The sequence below is a fragment of the Kitasatospora purpeofusca genome (assembly GCF_034043715.1).
Taxonomy (GTDB): domain Bacteria; phylum Actinomycetota; class Actinomycetes; order Streptomycetales; family Streptomycetaceae; genus Kitasatospora; species Kitasatospora purpeofusca_A.
In genome coordinates this window covers 58,417-75,349 of sequence record NZ_JAXCLC010000003.1, presented here as the reverse complement: position 1 = coordinate 75,349, position 16,933 = coordinate 58,417, and the positions used below count along the sequence as shown (strand labels likewise).

20 protein-coding genes are annotated in these 16,933 nt (G+C 72.8%); 5 read left to right on the top strand and 15 right to left on the bottom strand.

Annotated elements, in window-relative coordinates:
* Positions 1–2: 2 nt before the first annotated feature.
* From SM793_RS02470 to clpS, 9 genes are all read right to left on the bottom strand, one after another.
* A complete protein-coding gene (locus SM793_RS02470) occupies positions 3–749 on the bottom strand; it encodes an MBL fold metallo-hydrolase (RefSeq protein ID WP_320436304.1) in 747 nt (248 codons plus the stop codon).
* Positions 750–998: 249 nt separating this feature from the next.
* Positions 999–1,190 (bottom strand): MerR family transcriptional regulator, encoded by a 192-nt coding sequence (locus tag SM793_RS02465; protein ID WP_320436303.1) that lies wholly within the window; start codon positions 1,188–1,190, stop codon positions 999–1,001.
* 157 nt (positions 1,191–1,347) lie between these two features.
* On the bottom strand, positions 1,348–2,316 hold the full coding sequence (locus SM793_RS02460) for a cysteine synthase (RefSeq protein ID WP_320436302.1): 969 nt from the start codon (positions 2,314–2,316) through the stop codon (positions 1,348–1,350).
* 57 nt (positions 2,317–2,373) lie between these two features.
* Complete coding sequence (locus SM793_RS02455; protein WP_320436301.1) at positions 2,374–2,652, bottom strand: MoaD/ThiS family protein; 279 nt, start codon at positions 2,650–2,652, stop codon at positions 2,374–2,376.
* Positions 2,653–2,756: 104 nt separating this feature from the next.
* Positions 2,757–2,876: a putative leader peptide gene (locus tag SM793_RS02450; RefSeq protein WP_320436300.1), complete on the bottom strand. Its 120-nt coding sequence runs from the start codon at positions 2,874–2,876 to the stop codon at positions 2,757–2,759.
* 150 nt (positions 2,877–3,026) lie between these two features.
* Entirely contained in the window at positions 3,027–3,458 is a 432-nt protein-coding gene (locus SM793_RS02445) for a Mov34/MPN/PAD-1 family protein (RefSeq protein ID WP_030394232.1), read from the bottom strand.
* 66 nt (positions 3,459–3,524) lie between these two features.
* Positions 3,525–4,979: an amino acid permease gene (locus SM793_RS02440; RefSeq protein WP_320436299.1), complete on the bottom strand. Its 1,455-nt coding sequence runs from the start codon at positions 4,977–4,979 to the stop codon at positions 3,525–3,527.
* A 226-nt stretch (positions 4,980–5,205) separates the two neighbouring features.
* Positions 5,206–5,781 carry a DUF2017 domain-containing protein gene (locus SM793_RS02435; protein ID WP_320436298.1) on the bottom strand — a complete coding sequence of 192 codons (576 nt, stop codon included), beginning with the start codon at positions 5,779–5,781 and terminating at the stop codon, positions 5,206–5,208.
* 118 nt (positions 5,782–5,899) lie between these two features.
* Positions 5,900–6,193: an ATP-dependent Clp protease adapter ClpS gene (gene clpS / locus SM793_RS02430; protein ID WP_030394235.1), complete on the bottom strand. Its 294-nt coding sequence runs from the start codon at positions 6,191–6,193 to the stop codon at positions 5,900–5,902.
* A 263-nt stretch (positions 6,194–6,456) separates the two neighbouring features.
* On the opposite strand from clpS, the gene SM793_RS02425 reads away from it, so the two are divergent.
* Together SM793_RS02425 and SM793_RS02420 are read left to right on the top strand one after the other, a co-directional pair.
* Positions 6,457–7,773, top strand: coding sequence for a nicotinate phosphoribosyltransferase (locus SM793_RS02425; protein ID WP_320436297.1), 1,317 nt, complete (start codon positions 6,457–6,459; stop codon positions 7,771–7,773).
* A gap of 249 nt (positions 7,774–8,022) precedes the next feature.
* Positions 8,023–8,613 carry an isochorismatase family protein gene (locus tag SM793_RS02420; RefSeq protein ID WP_320436296.1) on the top strand — a complete coding sequence of 197 codons (591 nt, stop codon included), beginning with the start codon at positions 8,023–8,025 and terminating at the stop codon, positions 8,611–8,613.
* 40 nt (positions 8,614–8,653) lie between these two features.
* Here the strand turns inward: SM793_RS02420 and SM793_RS02415 are convergent, their stop codons facing one another.
* Positions 8,654–9,691: a hypothetical protein gene (locus tag SM793_RS02415; RefSeq protein WP_320436295.1), complete on the bottom strand. Its 1,038-nt coding sequence runs from the start codon at positions 9,689–9,691 to the stop codon at positions 8,654–8,656.
* A 256-nt stretch (positions 9,692–9,947) separates the two neighbouring features.
* Between SM793_RS02415 and SM793_RS02410 the strand changes: the two genes are divergently transcribed.
* On the top strand, positions 9,948–10,652 hold the full coding sequence (locus SM793_RS02410; protein ID WP_320436294.1) for a hypothetical protein: 705 nt from the start codon (positions 9,948–9,950) through the stop codon (positions 10,650–10,652).
* Positions 10,653–11,191: 539 nt separating this feature from the next.
* Entirely contained in the window at positions 11,192–11,656 is a 465-nt protein-coding gene (locus tag SM793_RS02405) for a hypothetical protein (protein ID WP_320436293.1), read from the top strand.
* A 75-nt stretch (positions 11,657–11,731) separates the two neighbouring features.
* Here SM793_RS02405 and SM793_RS02400 read toward each other — a convergent pair whose 3' ends face one another.
* Positions 11,732–12,352 (bottom strand): DinB family protein, encoded by a 621-nt coding sequence (locus tag SM793_RS02400; protein ID WP_320436292.1) that lies wholly within the window; start codon positions 12,350–12,352, stop codon positions 11,732–11,734.
* A gap of 76 nt (positions 12,353–12,428) precedes the next feature.
* The gene (locus SM793_RS02395; RefSeq protein ID WP_320436291.1) at positions 12,429–12,812 is read right to left on the bottom strand and encodes a helix-turn-helix domain-containing protein; all 384 of its coding nucleotides are present in this window, start codon (positions 12,810–12,812) and stop codon (positions 12,429–12,431) included.
* Positions 12,813–12,940: 128 nt separating this feature from the next.
* On the opposite strand from SM793_RS02395, the gene SM793_RS02390 reads away from it, so the two are divergent.
* Positions 12,941–13,609, top strand: a complete 669-nt coding sequence (locus tag SM793_RS02390; RefSeq protein ID WP_320436290.1) for an NAD(P)-dependent oxidoreductase — start codon at positions 12,941–12,943, stop codon at positions 13,607–13,609.
* Positions 13,610–13,613: 4 nt separating this feature from the next.
* Here SM793_RS02390 and mycP read toward each other — a convergent pair whose 3' ends face one another.
* From mycP to SM793_RS02375, 3 genes are all read right to left on the bottom strand, one after another.
* A complete protein-coding gene (gene mycP, locus SM793_RS02385) occupies positions 13,614–14,792 on the bottom strand; it encodes a type VII secretion-associated serine protease mycosin (protein ID WP_320436289.1) in 1,179 nt (392 codons plus the stop codon).
* A gap of 148 nt (positions 14,793–14,940) precedes the next feature.
* On the bottom strand, positions 14,941–16,452 hold the full coding sequence (locus tag SM793_RS02380; RefSeq protein ID WP_320436288.1) for a hypothetical protein: 1,512 nt from the start codon (positions 16,450–16,452) through the stop codon (positions 14,941–14,943).
* Positions 16,449–16,913 (bottom strand): hypothetical protein, encoded by a 465-nt coding sequence (locus SM793_RS02375; RefSeq protein ID WP_320436287.1) that lies wholly within the window; start codon positions 16,911–16,913, stop codon positions 16,449–16,451. Before SM793_RS02375 ends, SM793_RS02380 begins: the two co-directional genes overlap by 4 nt.
* Positions 16,914–16,933: the final 20 nt, after the last annotated feature.

Sequence of the window (16,933 nt, the reverse complement as noted above, 5' to 3'; positions counted from 1 at the left end):
GCTCAGATCTCGTAGACCGCCCCGGCCCGGGCGATCTCGACCGGCCCGGGATAGACGGCGGCCGCGTCCCGCCGGTTGAGCTCGGCGTCCGTCCACGGCGGGATGTGGGTGAGCACGAGCCGGCGGGCACCGGCCGCGGTGGCGTGCTCGCCCGCCTCGCGGCCGTTGAGGTGCACGGCCCGGTAGGTGTCCCGGCCGTCCAGGTAGGCGGCCTCGCAGAGGAAGAGGTCGGTGTCCCGGGCGAGCTCGACGAGTTCGGCGCTCTCCCCGGTGTCGCCGGAGTAGACCAGGCTGCGGCCGCCGTGTTCGAGCCGGAAGGCGAAGGCGTCGACGGGGTGGTTGACCTGGGCGACGTCGATCCGGAAGGGCCCGAGGTCGAAGCGGCCCGGGGTGAGGGTGCGGAACTCGAACACCTCCTTCATCCCCGGGTTCTCCGGCATGTCGTAGGCGCGGGCCATCCGTTCGGCGGTGCCGGCCGGGCCGTAGACGGGCATCGGCGCGGGGCAGCCCTCGGCCCGGTAGTTGCGGGCGACCCAGTAGGCGCACAGGTCGATGCAGTGGTCCGCGTGCAGGTGGCTGAGCAGGATCGCGTCGACCTCGTAGATCGAGGCGTACTTCTGGAGGGCGCCGAGCGCGCCGTTGCCGAGATCGAGCACGACCCGGTAGCCGTCGGCCTCCACGAGGTAGCTGGAGCACGGCGAGTCGGCCGACGGGAAGCTCCCCGAGCACCCCACCACGGTCAGTTTCATCCGAGCCCCTCCGCCCCGACACGTCCTGGCTGCCGCTGGTCATGACAGCGGGCCGGGAGTACCGGCCGGAGGCGCTGCCCTGCGCGTGTTGTCGAGAGTAAGGGCGGAGCGGCACTTTGCCCCCGTCTCCGTGCCGTGCTGTGGCTGGAATCACCAGAACGCCGGGGGGACGGGGGACGGGGGTGCGCCGGTGGTGCCGGGGCGCCGGCCGGGGCGGCCCGTTCGGTGGCCGGCCCGGCGGTGGACGGCTCAGCGGTGGCCGGGGCGGCGCCGGGCCCAGGCGCGCACGGTCTCGGGGTACCAGCGCGGGTGGCCGCCGCCGTCGACCACGTCGGGTTCGGGGAGCAGGCCGTGCCGCCGGTAGTTGCGGACGGTCTCCGGCTGGACGTTGATGTGACGGGCGATCTCGGCGTACGACCACAGGTCGGTGCTGCGACTCACGGGCCACCTCCGCTGGTGCGTGGGGAGACGTTCGTGGCCAGCCTTTCCGCGCCGGGCGGCCGCCCCGCACCGGAACGGCCACCGTGGTCGTACCGTGACGAACCGGCAGCACGGTACGGACAAATCCCCGATCGTCACGACCGGGGCGGCGGAGGTCTCAGGCCCAGAGCTGGCCCTGCAGCGCCTCGACGGCGGCCTCGGTGGACTCCGCCGTGTAGATGCCGGTGGAGAGGTACTTCCAGCCACCGTCCGCGACCACGAAGACGATGTCGGCGCGCTCGCCGGCCTGGGCGGCCTTGCGGCCGACGCCGATCGCCGCGTGCAGGATCGCGCCGGTGGACACGCCGGCGAAGATGCCCTCCTCCTGGAGGAGTTCGCGGGTGCGGCGGACGGCGTCGGCGGAGCCGACCGAGAAGCGGGTGGTCAGCACCTCGGCGTCGTACAGCTCGGGGACGAAGCCCTCGTCGAGGTTGCGCAGCCCGTAGACGAGGTCGTCGTAGCGCGGTTCGGCGGCGACGATCCGCACGCCGGGGACCTTCTCGCGCAGGTGGCGGCCGACGCCCATGAGGGTGCCGGTGGTGCCGAGTCCGGCCACGAAGTGGGTGACGGTGGGCAGGTCGGCGAGGATCTCGGGGCCGGTGGTGGCGTAGTGGGCGCCGGCGTTGTCGGGGTTGCCGTACTGGTAGAGCATGACCCAGTCGGGGTGCTCGGCGGCGATCTCCTTGGCGATCCGGACGGCGGTGTTGGAGCCGCCGGCGGCGGGCGAGGGGATGATCTCGGCGCCCCACATGCGGAGCAGTTCGCGCCGTTCCTCGCTGGTGTTCTCGGGCATGACGCAGACCATCCGGTAGCCCTTGAGCTTGGCCGCCATGGCGAGCGAGATGCCGGTGTTGCCGCTGGTGGGTTCGAGGATCGTGCAGCCGGGGGTGAGCCGGCCGTCGGCCTCGGCACGCTCGATCATGTGCAGGGCCGGGCGGTCCTTGATGGAGCCGGTGGGGTTGCGGTCCTCCAGCTTCGCCCACAGGGTGACCAGGCCGTCGGTGTTGCCGGGCACCGCGGCGGACAGCCGGGGCAGGCGGACCAGCGGGGTGTTGCCGACGGCTTCGAGCGGGCTGTCGTAACGCAAGGGGTCCTCCGGCGGCGGTCGGGCGGGTCCGGGCGGTCGGGTCCGGTCGGGCGGGGGTCAGCGCGCGCCGCCGGCGACGGCGGGCAGGATGGTGACGCTGTCGCCGTCGGCGAGGGCGGTGGAGATGCCCTCCAGGAAGCGCACGTCCTCGTCGTTGAGGTACACGTTGACGAAGCGGCGCAGTTCGCCGCCGTCCAGCAGGCGGGCGGCGATGCCCGGGTGCCGGGCGTCGAGGTCCTGGAAGAGGTCCCCGAGGTTACTGCCGTTGCCCTCGACGGCCTTGGCGCCGTCGGTGTAGGTGCGGAGGATGGTCGGGATGCGGACCTCGATGGCCATGGGTGCGCTCCTGTGCGAGTCGTGAGGTGGGTGGGCCGCAGCGGGCGCGGCAGGGCGTGACGGCCCGGGGCGGTGGAATCCGCGGGCGGGCCGGGACGGGCGGCTCAGCGCGAGCGCGCCGGCTTACCGGGACAGATCGCGCCGGCGTGCCGGCACAGGTCGATGTGCAGGCGCGCCACGAGGCGGGTGCCCGGGGCCTGGTTGCTCACATCGACGGAACGCATGGGCTCATCGTATAGATTCCCGGGCCCGCTCCTCCATGCCCGTCCCGGTATCCGGATGGTTTCGTCCCCCATGCCGAGATGCCCCCGGGAACAGCAGTGGCCCGCCGACCACTCGCGGAGGTCGGCGGGCCTCGCCCAGGTGGGTGCGGGTCAGGCCTGGTGGGCCTCGACGACCTGGACGTCTTCCTCCGTGATCACACCGTCCACGATGCGGAACGAGCGGAACTCGTACGGGTCTTCGGCGCCGTTGCCCTCGGCGGTGGAGACCAGGACGTAGTGGGCGTTCGGCTCGGAGGCGTAGCTCACGTCGGTGCGCGAGGGGTAGGCCTCGGTGGCGGTGTGGGAGTGGTAGACGATCACGGGCTCCTCGTCCCGGTCGTCCATCTCACGGTAGAGCTTCAGCAGGTCGCCCGAGTCGAACTCGTAGAACGTGGGCGAGCGGGCGGCGTTGAGCATCGGGACGAACCGCTCGGGGCGGCCGCTGCCTTCCGGACCCGCGACCACACCGCAGGCCTCGTCCGGGTGGTCGGCGCGGGCGTGGGCGACGATCGCGTCGCGCAGTTCTCGGGTGATGGTCAGCATGGCGTCAGGATAGCCACGCCCCGGCGGGTCACCGCCGGGGCGTCCACGACGGCCGGGGGTGCCGTCTCAGTGGGTGTCGGCGCCGTCGCCGGCCGCGTGCAGGTGGTCGTGCGCGAGCGCGTGCACGGCCTCGGGGCGGCGGCGCTTGAGCACCTGGTAGCCGGCGACGAGCAGGACCGCCCAGACCGGGAAGACGTACAGCGAGATCCGGTTGTCCTCGTCCAGGGCGATCAGTACGACCACGAGGACGAGGAAGGCGAGCGAGGCCCAGCTGCTCCAGACGCCGCCGGGGGCCTTGAAGCTGGGCGGCGGCAGGTGGCCGCCCTTCCATGCCTTCCGGTAGCGGATCTGGCAGATGAGGATCATCGCCCAGGTCCACAGGCCGCAGACGGTGGCGACCGAGGTGATGTACTCGAACGCGCGGGCCGGGACGAGCGCGTTGAGCGCCACGCCGACGCCCATCAGCAGGCAGGAGAGGGTGATCGCGACGGACGGCGTGCGGCGGGAGTTGAGCTTGGTCAGCCGTCCGGGGGCCTGGCCGCGCAGCGCGAGGTCGCGCAGCATCCGGCCGGTGGAGTACATGCCGGAGTTGCAGGAGGAGAGCGCGGCGGTGAGCACCACGAAGTTGATGATGCCGGCCGCGGCGGGGATGCCGATCTTGCCGAAGGCGGCGACGAACGGGCTGACGCCGGGCTGGAACTCGGTCCACGGCACCAGCGAGAGGATGATCACCAGGGCGCCGATGTAGAACAGCGCGATGCGCCAGGGCAGGGTGTTGATGGCGCGCGGCAGGGTCTTCTGCGGGTTCTCGCTCTCCCCGGCGGTGACGCCGACGAGTTCGACGCCCAGGTAGGCGAACATGACGATCTGCAGGGTCATCACGGTGGCGCCGATGCCCTTGGGGAAGAAGCCGCCGTTGTCCCACAGGTGGGTGATCGAGGCGGTGTCGCCGGCGTCGCTGAAGCCCAGGGTGAGGACGCCGATGCCGATCAGGATCATGCCGATGATGGCGGTGACCTTGACCATGGAGAACCAGAACTCGATCTCGCCGAAGAGCTTCACCGAGATCAGGTTGGCCCCGTAGAGGATCACCAGGAAGACCAGCGCGCTGAGCCACTGCGGGATGCCGGGTGCCCAGAAGCGGACGTAGACGGCCGCGGCGGTGGTCTCCGCCATGCCGGTGACCACCCAGAACAGCCAGTACGTCCAGCCGGTCACATAGCCGGCGAAGGGCCCGAGGAACTCCCGCGCGTACTCGGCGAAGCTGCCGGAGACCGGGCGGTAGGTGAGGAGTTCGCCGAGTGCCCGCATGATCGCGAAGATCACCACGCCGGCGACCGCGTAGGAGAGGATCAGGCTGGGGCCGGACTTGGAGATCGCGGTGCCGGCGCCGAGGAAGAGCCCGGTGCCGATCGCGCCGCCGATCGCGATCATCTGGATCTGGCGGCTGCCGAGCCCCCGCTCGTAGCCCTCATCGTCCGGTTTCGCGTCGACGACCTCGTCGTAGAGCCGTTCGGCCATGGTGCACCGTCCTGGATGGGATCTCGTGGTGGGACTCGTGGGGGTGGGGAGCAGTCGTACCACGCCCGATCCGGGTAGCGGTGTCCATCTGAGCGATATTTGAGCATGTCCCGATAGGGTTTCGCCCGTTTTGACCGGAAAGGCCCCGGCCGCCCGTCCAGCATGCGGACGGGCGGCCGGGGCCTGTTCCGAACCGGGGCGCCCGCTCCTGGGGCGCCCCGGCGGCTCAGTCGGCCATCGCCTCCAGCAGCGACTCCTGCAGCGCGCCGAGCCACAGGTAGGCCATCACCAGCGGCTTGCGGTCGTCGCTGTCCGGCAGCTCGTAGAGGCCCTGCTCGTCCTCGTCGGTGACGTCCAGGCGCACCCCGAGGGTCAGCCGCAGGTCGTTGAGCGCGCCCAGCCAGTGCCGGCACCCGGCGGCGTCGAGCTCGAGCGTCCCGTCCTCGCCGCCCAGGCCGTCCAGGGTGCGCACGGTGTACAGCGCGTCCTCCCGCTTGCGGGTGCGCAGATCCGGCTCGGTGAAGCGGCGGAACTCCCCCGCCGCCTCCCGGGCCTGCGGGTCGGCCGGTCCGGCGGGGTCCCCGTAGGCGTCGGGGAAGAGCCGTGCCAGCGCCGGGTCCGCGGGCGCCTCGGTCGGCCCCTCCGCGAACAGCGCCGCCAGCGGGTCACCGCCGTCCCCGCCCGGGCCCGGGCCGATCAGCTCCAGCATCTGCACTTCCAGCGAGCGCAGGATGGAGGCCTCCAGCTCGTCCAGCGCGAGCACCGCGCCCCCGCCACCGGCACTCTCGAACAACCCAGCCATCGGTATCGGTCAGCCCGTCTTCGTCTTCGTCGCCGTCATCGTCGCCGCGATCGTCACTGCCATCGCCACTGCTGTCATCACTGCTGTCATCACTGGCGCCGCCACCGGCACCGCGGCCTCAGTCGTGCTGCAGGGTGGCCCAGAGACCGTAACCGTGCATCGCCTGCACGTCGCGCTCCATCTCCTCGCGCGAGCCGCTGGAGACCACGGACCGGCCCTTGGTGTGCACCTCCATCATGAGCTTCCTGGCCTTGTCCTTCGGATAGCCGAAGTAGGCCTGGAAGACGTACTGGACGTAGCTCATCAGGTTGACCGGGTCGTTGTGCACGATGGTGACCCAGGGGGTGTCCGGTTCCGCCACCGGTACGCCCTCGACCTCCGGGCGCTCGATCTCCACGGGCGCGACACTCACCGCGGGGTCCCTCCTGTCGCCTGGCTCTCCAGATGGCTCCCACCTGGCCGTCACATGTTTCCACGTGCCCCTTCAGCCCCATGCTGCCATCCGGGGCACCTCGGGGCGATTCCGCCCCCGGCCCCGCGGCCCGCCGTCGGCCCGCCCCCGGCCGGCCCGAGGCCCGCTCGCGACCTGCTCGCGAGTGGGCCCGCGACGCGCCCGTCGACGATCCGCCCGGAGAAATCGTCACTCTGACGCTAAGGGGTAGTAGCATCATCCTCATGGACGCCACTTCCGTGCCCGCGGCCGGCTCGACCGCGCTGCTCACCGACCGCTACGAGCTCACCATGCTCCAGGCCGCCCTGCGCAGCGGGGCGGCGCACCGCCGCTCCGTCTTCGAGGTGTTCACCCGCAGGCTGCCCGAGGGCCGGCGCTACGGCGTGGTCGCCGGCACCGGCCGGGTCCTGGACGCCGTGGAGAGCTTCCGCTTCACCTCCGCCCAGCTCGACTGGCTCGCCGGCGAGCGGATCGTCGACGAGGAGACCCTGCGCTTCCTCGCCGACTACCGGTTCACCGGCGACATCCACGGCTACCCCGAGGGCGAGGTCTACTTCCCCGGCTCGCCGCTGCTCACCGTCGAGGGCAGCTTCGCCGAGGCGGTGATCCTGGAGACGGTGATCCTCTCGATCCTCAACCACGATTCGGCGATCGCCGCCGCCGCCTCCCGGATGACCTCCTCGGCCGGCGGGCGCCCGGTGATCGAGATGGGCGCCCGGCGCGCGCACGAGCAGGCCGCCGTCGCCGCCGCCCGCGCCGCCTACGTGGCCGGCTTCACCGCCACCTCCGACCTGGAGGCCGGCTTCACCTACGGCATCCCGACCACCGGGACCGCGGCGCACGCCTTCACCCTCGTCCACGACAGCGAGCGGGACGCCTTCCGGGCGCAGATCGACTCGATGGGCCGGGGCACCACCCTGCTGGTCGACACCTACGACCTGCGGGAGGCCGTGCGCACCGCCGTCGAGGTGGCCGGCCCCGAGCTGGGCGCCGTGCGGATCGACTCCGGCGACCTCACCCTGCTCGCCCACCGGGTCCGCCGCCAGCTCGACGAGCTCGGCGCCACCGGCACCCGGATCATCGTCACCTCCGACCTCGACGAGTACGCGATCGCCGCGCTCGCCGCCGCCCCGGTGGACGGCTACGGCGTCGGCACCAGCCTGGTCACCGGCAGCGGGCACCCGACCTGCGCGATGGTCTACAAGCTGGTCGCCCGGGCGGCCGCCCCGGACGGTCCGCTGGTCCCGGTCGCCAAGCGCTCGGCCGGCGGCAAGACCAGCGTCGGCGGGCGCAAGTGGGCCGCCCGGCGGCCGGACGCGGACGGCGTCGCCGACGCCGAGGTGGTCGGCACCGGAACGGTCCCGGCCGAACTGGCCCCGCACCTGGTGCAGGTGCCGCTGGTCAAGGCCGGCGAGGTGGTCGGCCGGGAACCGCTGGAGGCCGCGCGCGAGCGGCACGTCCGGGCCCGGGCGGCGCTGCCGCTGTCGGCGACCCAGCTCTCCAAGGGCGATCCGGTGCTGGCGACCGAGCTGCACGTGTGACGCCGGGCCCGACGGGGCGGGCCGGGCAAGGCGGGGCGGAGCGGGCGGGTCCGCCCGACGGATCGGCGGCGCGGGTCCCCGCGACGGTTCGTGGACGGGCCGAGGGGCCGGGGCCTCCCCGGGCCTTCCGCCCCCGGATGCCACTGCCTACAGTCGACCGTAGAGTTCCCCGCACACGGGCCTGAGGTCCCCTCACGCCCACTCCCCACGTCCTCCGCAGGACCCCCACCGGACCGAGGAATACCAGCCATGCACCGGGCACTGATCGTCGTCGACGTGCAGAACGACTTCTGCGAGGGCGGCAGCCTGGCCGTCGCGGGCGGGGCCGAGGTGGCCGCCGCGATCACCGACCTCATCGCCGAGTCCGCCCCCGGCTACCGGCACATCCTCGCCACCCGGGACAGCCACGTCGACCCGGGCGACCACTTCTCCGCCGACCCGGACTACGTGCACAGCTGGCCCGTGCACTGCGTCGCGGGCACCGAGGGGGTCGGGTTCCACCCGAACTTCGCGCCCTCCGTCACCTCCGGCGCGATCGAGGCGGTCTTCGACAAGGGCGCCTACGCCGCGGCCTACAGCGGCTTCGAGGGCGTGGACGAGAACGACCGGGGGCTCGCCGAGTGGCTGCGCGAGCGGCAGGTCACCGAGGTGGACGTGGTCGGCATCGCCACCGACCACTGCGTCAGGGCCACCGCCCTGGACGCGGCGCGGGCCGGGTTCAGCACCCGGGTGCTCCTCGACCTCACCGCCGGGGTGGCCGCGCCGACCACCGCCGCCGCGCTGGACGAGCTGCGGGCGGCCGGGGTGGAGCTGGTCGGCAGCCCGATCGTCGGGGGCTGAGCCGGGCCCCGGCCCGTCCGCGGGAGCGGCTTCCGGGCGCTCACCGCTCGGTGACCAGCAGTTCCACCACGTCGGTGCCGCCCAGCCTGAAGACCTCCCGGAGTTCGGCGCCGACCGCGTCCGCGTCCTCGGCCAGCCGCGCGCCGGAGACGTACACCACCCGGACCCCGAGGTACTCCATCCGGTGCTGCCCCCCGCGCATCCAGGCCGCCTCGCCCTCGCTGACGCAGCGCAGCTCCGAGTCGACCTCGACCGCGACACCCGCCTGCGGCCAGTAGAGGTCCGGCACGGCGACGTAGGTGCCGCCGCGCATCCGCAGCTCCGGGGAGGTCAGCGGCACCGGCAGCAGCCACTCGTCCACCAGCTCACCGACCCGGTCCAGCACCCGGTCCCGCTCGGCGGCCAGCAGGCCGTCCAGCACGGCCCGCACCCGGGGGTCGGCGGTCAGCCCGGTCTCGGCCAGCTCGGCGGCCAACTCCCCCACCGGGCAGTGGAGCTCGGGCCGGCCGACGGCCTCGGAGAGCACTTCCCGGACCGGCGCGGGTGCGAACACCCCGGCACCGGCTCCGGCCGCCCACTCGGCGGAGGTCCACTCGCGCAGCGCGTCGGCCACCGCCCTGGCGACCGGCGCACAGGCCAGGCCGTGCACCGAGCGCGCCACCAACTCCCGCTCGGTGCGCCGGATCCGCACCTCTCCGGCGTCCTTCAAGCGGCGCTGGCGCGGCACCAGCACGTCCACCCCGGTGACCGCCGGCAGCCGGGGCACCGCGGCGAAGCCGTACAGCGCGAGCGCGGCCGGGCCGGTGATCACCGCCCCCTCCCGGCTCCCCTCCTCGCGACCGTTCTGCGCGGCGTACAGCAGCGCGGCCCACATCCGCTGCTCCGGCGAGGGCTCGCCGGACTGCATCAGATAGACCCTGGGGAGCAGCCGCTGCCAGGGCCCGCCGCGGCGGCAGTGCTCGCTGACGACCCGGGACGGCACGCCCCTGGCGCGCAGCTGGCCGGCGGTGAGGACGTTCTGCTGACGTCGCGCCAGTTCCTCCAGCGAGGGCGGCGGCGTGGGAATCCGGTAGTTCATGCCGACACCATCCCCAACGCCCCGGACCCTCTCCCGGGCGCCTGACGCACTGTTACCCAACCGTCGCGAAACCGGGACCAGCCCGCACTAAAGTCCTCATACCCTCACCCATTCGAAGGAATGGGTGATCATCGTCTTGTCATACTCGATCACTCTCGATCGACCACCAGGTCGTCTGACCGTGCGTGAGCAAGCACATACGGCCAAGTCACCTCCGGGCGTCACTCCAGCCCGCCGGATTGCCTACCCTTAGTACATGTCACGTGACGAGACCGCCGGCCTCCGCGCGGCCCAGCTCCGCCTCGGACGCCTGCCCGGATACGTCCGCCGGCCGGACCCGGCCCGCCGCAGCGGCGCACAGGGCCATACTTACAAGAAGGGCTGGGAGGTCCGCTTCACCGCGCGCAGCGAAGCGGAGATAGCCGAAATCCGCGACCTCGTGGTCGCGGCCGGATTCGCGCCCGCCCGCCCCTTCTTCAAAGGCCACCAACTGATTCAGCCCGTCTACGGAATGGCAGCCGTCCAGGCGTATCTGGCGGCCAGACAGGCAGCCGAGGAGCAAGCGGCGCGCACCGCCCCCGGGCGGATCCGGGGGACCTCCGGAGCGGCCGCCCTGCGAACGGCCACCAGGGCCGCGCACGCGGCTGCCGAGGACACCGCACGCGAGCTGCGCGAGCTCCGGGAAGACCCTGGACGCGAAGCCGCGGAGCATGCCGCCCCGGGGTTCGCCACCCGGGACCGCGCGGCTCCGGACCGTACAACGCCGGACCTCCGGGGCCGGGAGCACGAGCGGGAACGGCCGACCGTGGCCGAGGAAGTGGCCCGCACCGCAGGGGCCGCGGCTGCGGCGGCCGCGCGGCGATCCCGCCGCCGGGCCGCGGAAGCCTTCCCCGCCCAACTCGCCCGGGGCACCGCACCGGACGACCTGACCGTTCCGACGAAGACCCGCAACACTAACTGACAGTTCGTCAACTCTCTGCTCGTACACGGCTATCCGCCGACGAAGGGCCGGGCACGCGGGATGCGTGCGACGGGGCCGGCCCACCGCTCCACCCCCTCCGGAACCGCGCCGCCAGGCCGCTGCCCGCGTCATCGCCGCAGCCCGGCCCGGCCCACCCAGCGCGCGAGCGGTGGTGCGCCCGGTGGTGCGGGCGCGGCTTCGCGCCGCAGGCGTGGACGGGAACCGCCGAACCGCTTACGGTGGCACATCACACCCCCCGCGGTGCACACCGACCGATCCGCCACTTCGGCCGTGCCACCCCGCTGACCGGCCACGAAGCGTCGTACCCTCGCCTCTGACACCACTGCGCAGCACTCCACGCCCCTCCGCCACCGCCGCACCGCACGCCGGCCCACGCCCGGCCACCGCCGGAACCGGCCGCACGGCGACTCCTTCCGGGCATTCCATCCGATTGGTAACCCAGCGCACCGAGCGCCTACCGTAGAGTGAGCACAGATGATCGACCGTCAGATGCCCATCTCACTTGCCGAGAAGCCGAGATGACCCAACGCCACGACAGCACCGCCGAGCCACCCCCGGGGCTCGACGAACCGCCCGCCGTACCACTGGAGTTCGCGGCATTCTGCGAACTGCACCGGCCGCGGTATCTCAGCTACGCCCGGGTCTGGCTGCCCGACCAGGACCGGGCCACCGGCGCCGTCCAGCAGGCCTTCGCCGAAATCGCCGTCGAGTGGCGCGAATTACTGGGGAGCTCGAATCCCACCGCGCACGCCTGGCAGATCCTGCGCGCCACCGTCGACGAGCACACCCGGCAGAGCGGCCTGCCCGTCGGCCGCCCCACCACCCAGGACCGTCCCGGCCACGCCGCCGACGACGATCTCGCGATCCTGCACTACGTCGTCGGTCTCGCCGCGCCCGAGATCGCCGACGTCATCGGCACCGACACCGCCAGCGTGGCCGGCCGGCTCCGCCGCACCATGCTGCGCGAGGCCTCCGGCTGGTGAGCCGCCGCCCGGGCCCGGCCCGGCCCGCACAGGCCCGCACAGGCCGCCCACAGGACCGGCCGACAGGACCGGCGCTCAGACCCGTTCGCCCGTCACGTCGTACAGGTGGTGGACCGGGTCGTGGATCAGGTAGCGGGCGAACGACTCCACCGTGAACCGCGCCCCGTCGGAGCGGTTGCCGGTCCGCGCCCACCGCGCGCCCGCCACCCCCTCGAACGCCGCCGCCAGCGCCTCCGCGGCCTCCGCCAGCTCCACCGCCACCACGGCCGGCCGCTGCTCGCCGTAGCGCTCGGCGACCGCCGTCGCGTCCTGGTCCCAGTTCGCGAACAGCGGGTCGTCCTGGTCCAGCATCAGGTCCAGCCGGACGCGGAACAGCCGGAACACATCGCGGACGTGGCACGCGTATTCGAGGTCCGACCAGATCTCCGGACGCGGACGGCGGCGCAGCGCCTCCGGATCGCCGCCCAGCACCGCCGCCCAGCCGGCCGCGTTCGCCCGGACCATCCCGGCCACGTCCTCCCGCACCACGGCGCCGGCGTCCAGCCCGCAGTCGGCGCAGGGCTGCTCCAGCACCCAGGTCCAGTCCTTGGTGTCGGGGACGATCGCGTCGGCGGCAGCAGCAGCGGTGACCTCGGCAGCCGCGTCCGTGGTGACGGCGGCGGCGGGCTCGGGCGAGGTGTGCTCGGAAGTGGTCATACGCCCAGGATGGCCGTGCCCCACCGCCTCCCACCAGCGGCGTCAGCGCCAGCGGTCACCGAAATCCTGCCAGCCCCTAGCGCTGCGCGTGCTCGAAAGCCGCCCGTGCCGCGAGCAGCTCCGCCAGATTCGCGCGGCTCCAGTCGCACACCGCGTCCATCGGCCCCAGCAGCGTCCGCCCGAGCGGCGTCAGCGCGTACTCGACCCGCGGCGGGTTCTCCGCGAACTCCGTCCGCTCCAGCACGCCGTCCTGCTCCATCGACCGCAGTGACTCGGTGAGCACCTTCGCCGTGATCCCCACCAGCGGCACCCTGAGCTCCGAGAACCGGCGGGGGCCGCCCTCCAGGCAGCGCAGGATCCGCCACGCCCACTTCTTCCCGCCCAGCACCGGAACCGTCGGCACGGGGCAGTCCGAGTCGAAGAAGTCCGGCGGCAGCGGCGCGGGCACGGTCCGAGTCATCCCCCGACCGTAACCGAACAGCGTTCCCCACCGGTACCGTTGAAGTAACCGGCACCCCCCGGTCTACCGTCACCGCGACGGCGGACGGCCCCCCTGGCCCCCGCCCCGACCCACCGACGGAGACCGCCATGGACCGCACCCCCGCCACCCCCGCTACCACCACCGACCTCGTCGTCTTCGGCGCCGGCGGCCAGGTCGGCCGCGCCGTCATCGCCGAGGCCCGACGCCGCGGACTGACCGTCACCGCCGCCGTCCGCGCCCCCGAACGGCACCCCGACCTGGCCGGCCCCGGGATCACCCTGGCCCGCTGCGACGTCACCGACCCCGCCGCCGTCGCCACCACCGCCCGGGGCCACGCCGCCGCCGTCAGCACCGTCCACACGCCCGACGTCCCCGCCGGCGACTTCTACCCCGCCGCCACCCGCGCCCTGATCTCCGGCCTCGCCACCGCGGGCGTCCACCGCCTCGTCCACGTCGGCATCGCCACCACCCTGGAGACCGCCCCCGGTGTCGCCGTCCACGACGACCCCGCCTTCCCCGAGGCCCACCGCGCCTTCTCCCTCGGCCACGCCGCCGCCCTCGACCTGCTCCGCGACTCCCCCGCCACCCTCGACTGGGTCGTCGTCACCCCGCCCCTCGACCTCGACCGCACCGCCCCCGGAACCGGCCACTACCGCGTGGGCGGCCCTCAGGTCCTCGGCGACCGGATCGCCCAGGCCGACCTCGCCGCCGCCGTCACCGACCAGCTCACCGGCCCGGCCGCCCGCCACCGCGAGCAGATCGCCGTCGCCGAATAACCCCTCACCCCTGCCGCGGCGGCGGATACCCCTGGTACGCCGCCGCGGCCCGCCGACGCCGCCCCCGCGCCACCAGCACCGCCGCCACACCCCCCACCAGCACCGCACCGGCGATCCCCACCGCCCCCACCAGCACCCACCGCACCCCGCGGTTCCCCCCGTCCGCCACGGGCACCACGGCCGCCGGCGACTCCCACGCCTCCTCCGAGGGCGGCGGCACACTCCCCTTCGACTCCGCCCGCCCCACCAACGGATTCTCCCGCGACCCCCCGTCCACCGCCGGATTCGGCTCCAACGCCTTCCCCGGCGCCAACACCCCGTACCCGTACCGGTCGCTGGGCACCGCCGACCCGTCCACGGGCGGTGAGGCGGACTTGATCATCCGGTTGATGACCTGCCCGGCGGAGAGCGACGGGTATTTCGCGCGGATCAGAGCGGCGGTGGCGGAGACGTAGGCGGTGGCGGGCGATGTGCCGTTGCCGATGCCGTGTCCACTCGTCGACGAAGCGCTCGCCCGGGGAACCTCGGCACCTGGCGCCACCAAGGTCGTCTCGGGACCCGAGCTGGACCGACTCCACAGCATCCCGCCCCGGTCCACTGCACCTACGGCAACGACCCCGGGGAAGGCCGCCGGGTATTCCACCGAGCCGCCCTTGTCACCGCTGTTGCCCGCACTCGCAACCACGACCACGTCTCTGTCCACCGCGTACTTGACCGCTGTGCGCTCGTCGGGATCGCTTCCGGACGGACCACCGACCGAGAGGTTGACGACCTTGGCGCCGTGGTCAACGGCATAGCGGATCGCCAGTGCGGTCGACGACCGGGAGGAGAGCGATTCCTCGTCCAGTGTGATCCGGATCGGGAGAATCTTGGCTTTTGGTGCCAGGCCGACAATGCCAGCACCATCCCCGTGCCCATGTCCCGCAATGAGGCTGGCCATGCCAGTACCGTGACCGTTGTTGTCCACCGTGCCGTCGGACTTCTCTCCGGTGAAGTCCGCCCCCGCCAGCACCTGTCCCGTCAGGTCCTGGTGGTCCTTCAGCACTCCGCTGTCGATGACGGCAACCGTGACACCGTCCCCCTGCGAGACCGGCCAGACCGCGGACTCGACCTGGTAGACGGCGAGCGGCCACTGCGAATCGTGCACGCTGTCGGCACGGGCGGAGGCCGCGCCGACAGTCACGAACAGCCCTCCTGCCACCAACGCAGCTGTTCCACGGCTCAGACGCCAGCAACTCAAGCCCTGCCACCCCACTCAGCGCAGAGGTCGTCCCACGGCACGGGCAGCCGCAGGGCAACCGATCGATTCGCCCGGCCCCGAAGGCCGGGCGTTATTCCACCACGTTCGGATTGACGGGTTCGTCGGATTCCCACGTCTCCTCGTCCTCGACGAGATAGTCGGGGCGCCTCCGTCGCTTCTCGTCATCCTTCCGGCCTTGACCGGCACTTCCCAGCGGCACCAGAGGCGCCTGCGTCGGCGAGTTGCCCACCCCGGTCTCCGGCCGGATCCGTCCGCGCGCGCCGAGCCCCGAACCGCCCTCGGTGAAAGCCTGCTTTCCGGCACCGCTCCTGCCTGCTCGATCACCGACACCGACGACCGTGCCACTCGCGTGGCCGGCCGCGCCCTCGGAGGTCGCCTTCCGCCGAGCGGCACCGCCACCGACTGTTCCAGGAATGCCCTCGGCGCCGAAGCTCGCACCACTGCGGGCACCTGCGGTCCGGCCCTGCACCGCATCCCGACCGGCCCTCGCGGAATCCGGTCCGGCTTGCCGACCCCGCCCGGTCACTTCCCCCGGCCCTTGCGAACCAGCAGAGGTGAACGGATGCGGGACCGCACTCGGGTGGTGTGTACCTCCACCACCTCCCTGCAGGCCCGAGGATTGCACCGTGGGACCCGTGGTCATCGCCTGGCTTCCACCGTTCCCAGATGTGCCGAGAATCGACGTACCGCCCGTACCCGATGAGCTCTGTCCACTGGACATGTGGCCGAGCTCGGGCGCCGTACCGTCCATGACGGCTCCGGCACCGTAGCCGACCGGCCCGGGCTTGGACGGCGGTGCGGCGACTCCGCCCTTGACACCGGGGTCAGCGGGGACCGGCGAGGACTTCGAGAACGACGTGCTGGCCACCGACGAATCCGAGCGGCCGGCAGCTCCGGTGCGGGGGGCTTGAACTGACGGCTGCTGTGCTCGAGCAACGGACCCGGTTCCTGTGCCGACGTTTCCTGCACTGGCACCGCCGAGAAAGCCGCCAACGGCCGCGTAACCAGTCGCTCCGGCGTCGCCGGCCGGGTTCTCCGTGTATTCGCCGTCATTCCAGCCCTTCGACGCCCCCGGGGGTGGAGGCGGCTTCAGCATCGGGGCCGCCGTGCGGTAGTGCATGGCGAGGGTCTGGAGGACGGTGGCGGCTTCGGCCTTCTTCTGGTTTGCGAGGTCGGTGCGGGCGTCCTCGTCGTCGGCGCCGAAGAGGGAGGAGAAGGTGTCGCCGACGCCGTCCTTGAACTGGGCCCAGCCGCTGGGTTCCTCGGGCATGTTGCGTTTGGCCTCGGCGATGGCCTCGGAGACCGCCTTGAGGGTGATGGCCGCGTCGTTGGCGTAGGAGGCGGCGGTGTTGATGGTGGTGGCGAGGTGGAGCATGCGGGTGTGGAAGGCGTCGCTGGTGGTGCCTTCCCAGCTGGTGGCGGCCTCGGTGCTGGCGCGGGTGAGGGTCGTGCGGATGGCCTTGAGGGTGTCGGCGGCGCGGCGCCAGGGGTCGGCGGCGGCCATCACCTCGCCGGGGTTGAGGGCCTGGACCATGGCGCGGAGTTCGGCGTGGCTGAACTGCCGGAAGTCGGTGTACTTCATCGGACGCCCTTCCCGTCGTCGTGCTGGGCCGGGGCGGTGGTCCGGGCGTAGGCGGCGGCGCTGGTGGCGGAGGGGTTGGCGACGGACCAGCCGTCGTCGCCGAGTTTCAGCTTGGTCTTGGTGCGGTGTTCCTGTTCCTCGTAGTTGGTGGCGGTGAGTTCGGCCTTCTTCTGGGCCTCGTCGACGGCTTCCTGGAGCTGGTCGAGGACGTCGCGCAGGCCGTCGCGCATGGTCTGGTAGCGGCCGTGCAGGTCGGTGGCCTCGGCGAAGGTGCCGAGGGCCTTGGGGCCGATGCCGCTGCGGCCGTGGGTCGCGGTGCCGTCCGCGTGGTGCTGGAATTCGGCGAGGAGCAGCCGCACCTGGGCGGCGAAGGCCCGCAGTTGTTCGACCTCGACGCGGTAGCCGCGTCCGGCCCCGCCGGTCGATCCTGTTCCGTTCCCCGTTCCGTTCCCCGTTGCCACTGCGGCGCCTCCCCCGTGCG

Bases quoted from the DNA above. Each gene is read 5' to 3' on its own strand.
- SM793_RS02470 (WP_320436304.1), bottom strand. From the start codon at position 749: ATGAAACTGACCGTGGTGGGGTGCTCGGGGAGCTTCCCGTCGGCCGAC.
- SM793_RS02455 (WP_320436301.1), bottom strand. From the start codon at position 2,652: ATGGCCATCGAGGTCCGCATCCCGACCATCCTCCGCACCTACACCGAC.
- SM793_RS02450 (WP_320436300.1), bottom strand. From the start codon at position 2,876: ATGCGTTCCGTCGATGTGAGCAACCAGGCCCCGGGCACCCGCCTCGTG.
- SM793_RS02445 (WP_030394232.1), bottom strand. From the start codon at position 3,458: ATGCTGACCATCACCCGAGAACTGCGCGACGCGATCGTCGCCCACGCC.
- SM793_RS02440 (WP_320436299.1), bottom strand. From the start codon at position 4,979: ATGGCCGAACGGCTCTACGACGAGGTCGTCGACGCGAAACCGGACGAT.
- SM793_RS02435 (WP_320436298.1), bottom strand. From the start codon at position 5,781: ATGGCTGGGTTGTTCGAGAGTGCCGGTGGCGGGGGCGCGGTGCTCGCG.
- SM793_RS02425 (WP_320436297.1), top strand. From the start codon at position 6,457: ATGGACGCCACTTCCGTGCCCGCGGCCGGCTCGACCGCGCTGCTCACC.
- SM793_RS02420 (WP_320436296.1), top strand. From the start codon at position 8,023: ATGCACCGGGCACTGATCGTCGTCGACGTGCAGAACGACTTCTGCGAG.
- SM793_RS02415 (WP_320436295.1), bottom strand. From the start codon at position 9,691: ATGAACTACCGGATTCCCACGCCGCCGCCCTCGCTGGAGGAACTGGCG.
- SM793_RS02410 (WP_320436294.1), top strand. From the start codon at position 9,948: ATGTCACGTGACGAGACCGCCGGCCTCCGCGCGGCCCAGCTCCGCCTC.
- SM793_RS02405 (WP_320436293.1), top strand. From the start codon at position 11,192: ATGACCCAACGCCACGACAGCACCGCCGAGCCACCCCCGGGGCTCGAC.
- SM793_RS02400 (WP_320436292.1), bottom strand. From the start codon at position 12,352: ATGACCACTTCCGAGCACACCTCGCCCGAGCCCGCCGCCGCCGTCACC.
- SM793_RS02395 (WP_320436291.1), bottom strand. From the start codon at position 12,812: ATGACTCGGACCGTGCCCGCGCCGCTGCCGCCGGACTTCTTCGACTCG.
- SM793_RS02390 (WP_320436290.1), top strand. From the start codon at position 12,941: ATGGACCGCACCCCCGCCACCCCCGCTACCACCACCGACCTCGTCGTC.
- SM793_RS02380 (WP_320436288.1), bottom strand. From the start codon at position 16,452: ATGAAGTACACCGACTTCCGGCAGTTCAGCCACGCCGAACTCCGCGCC.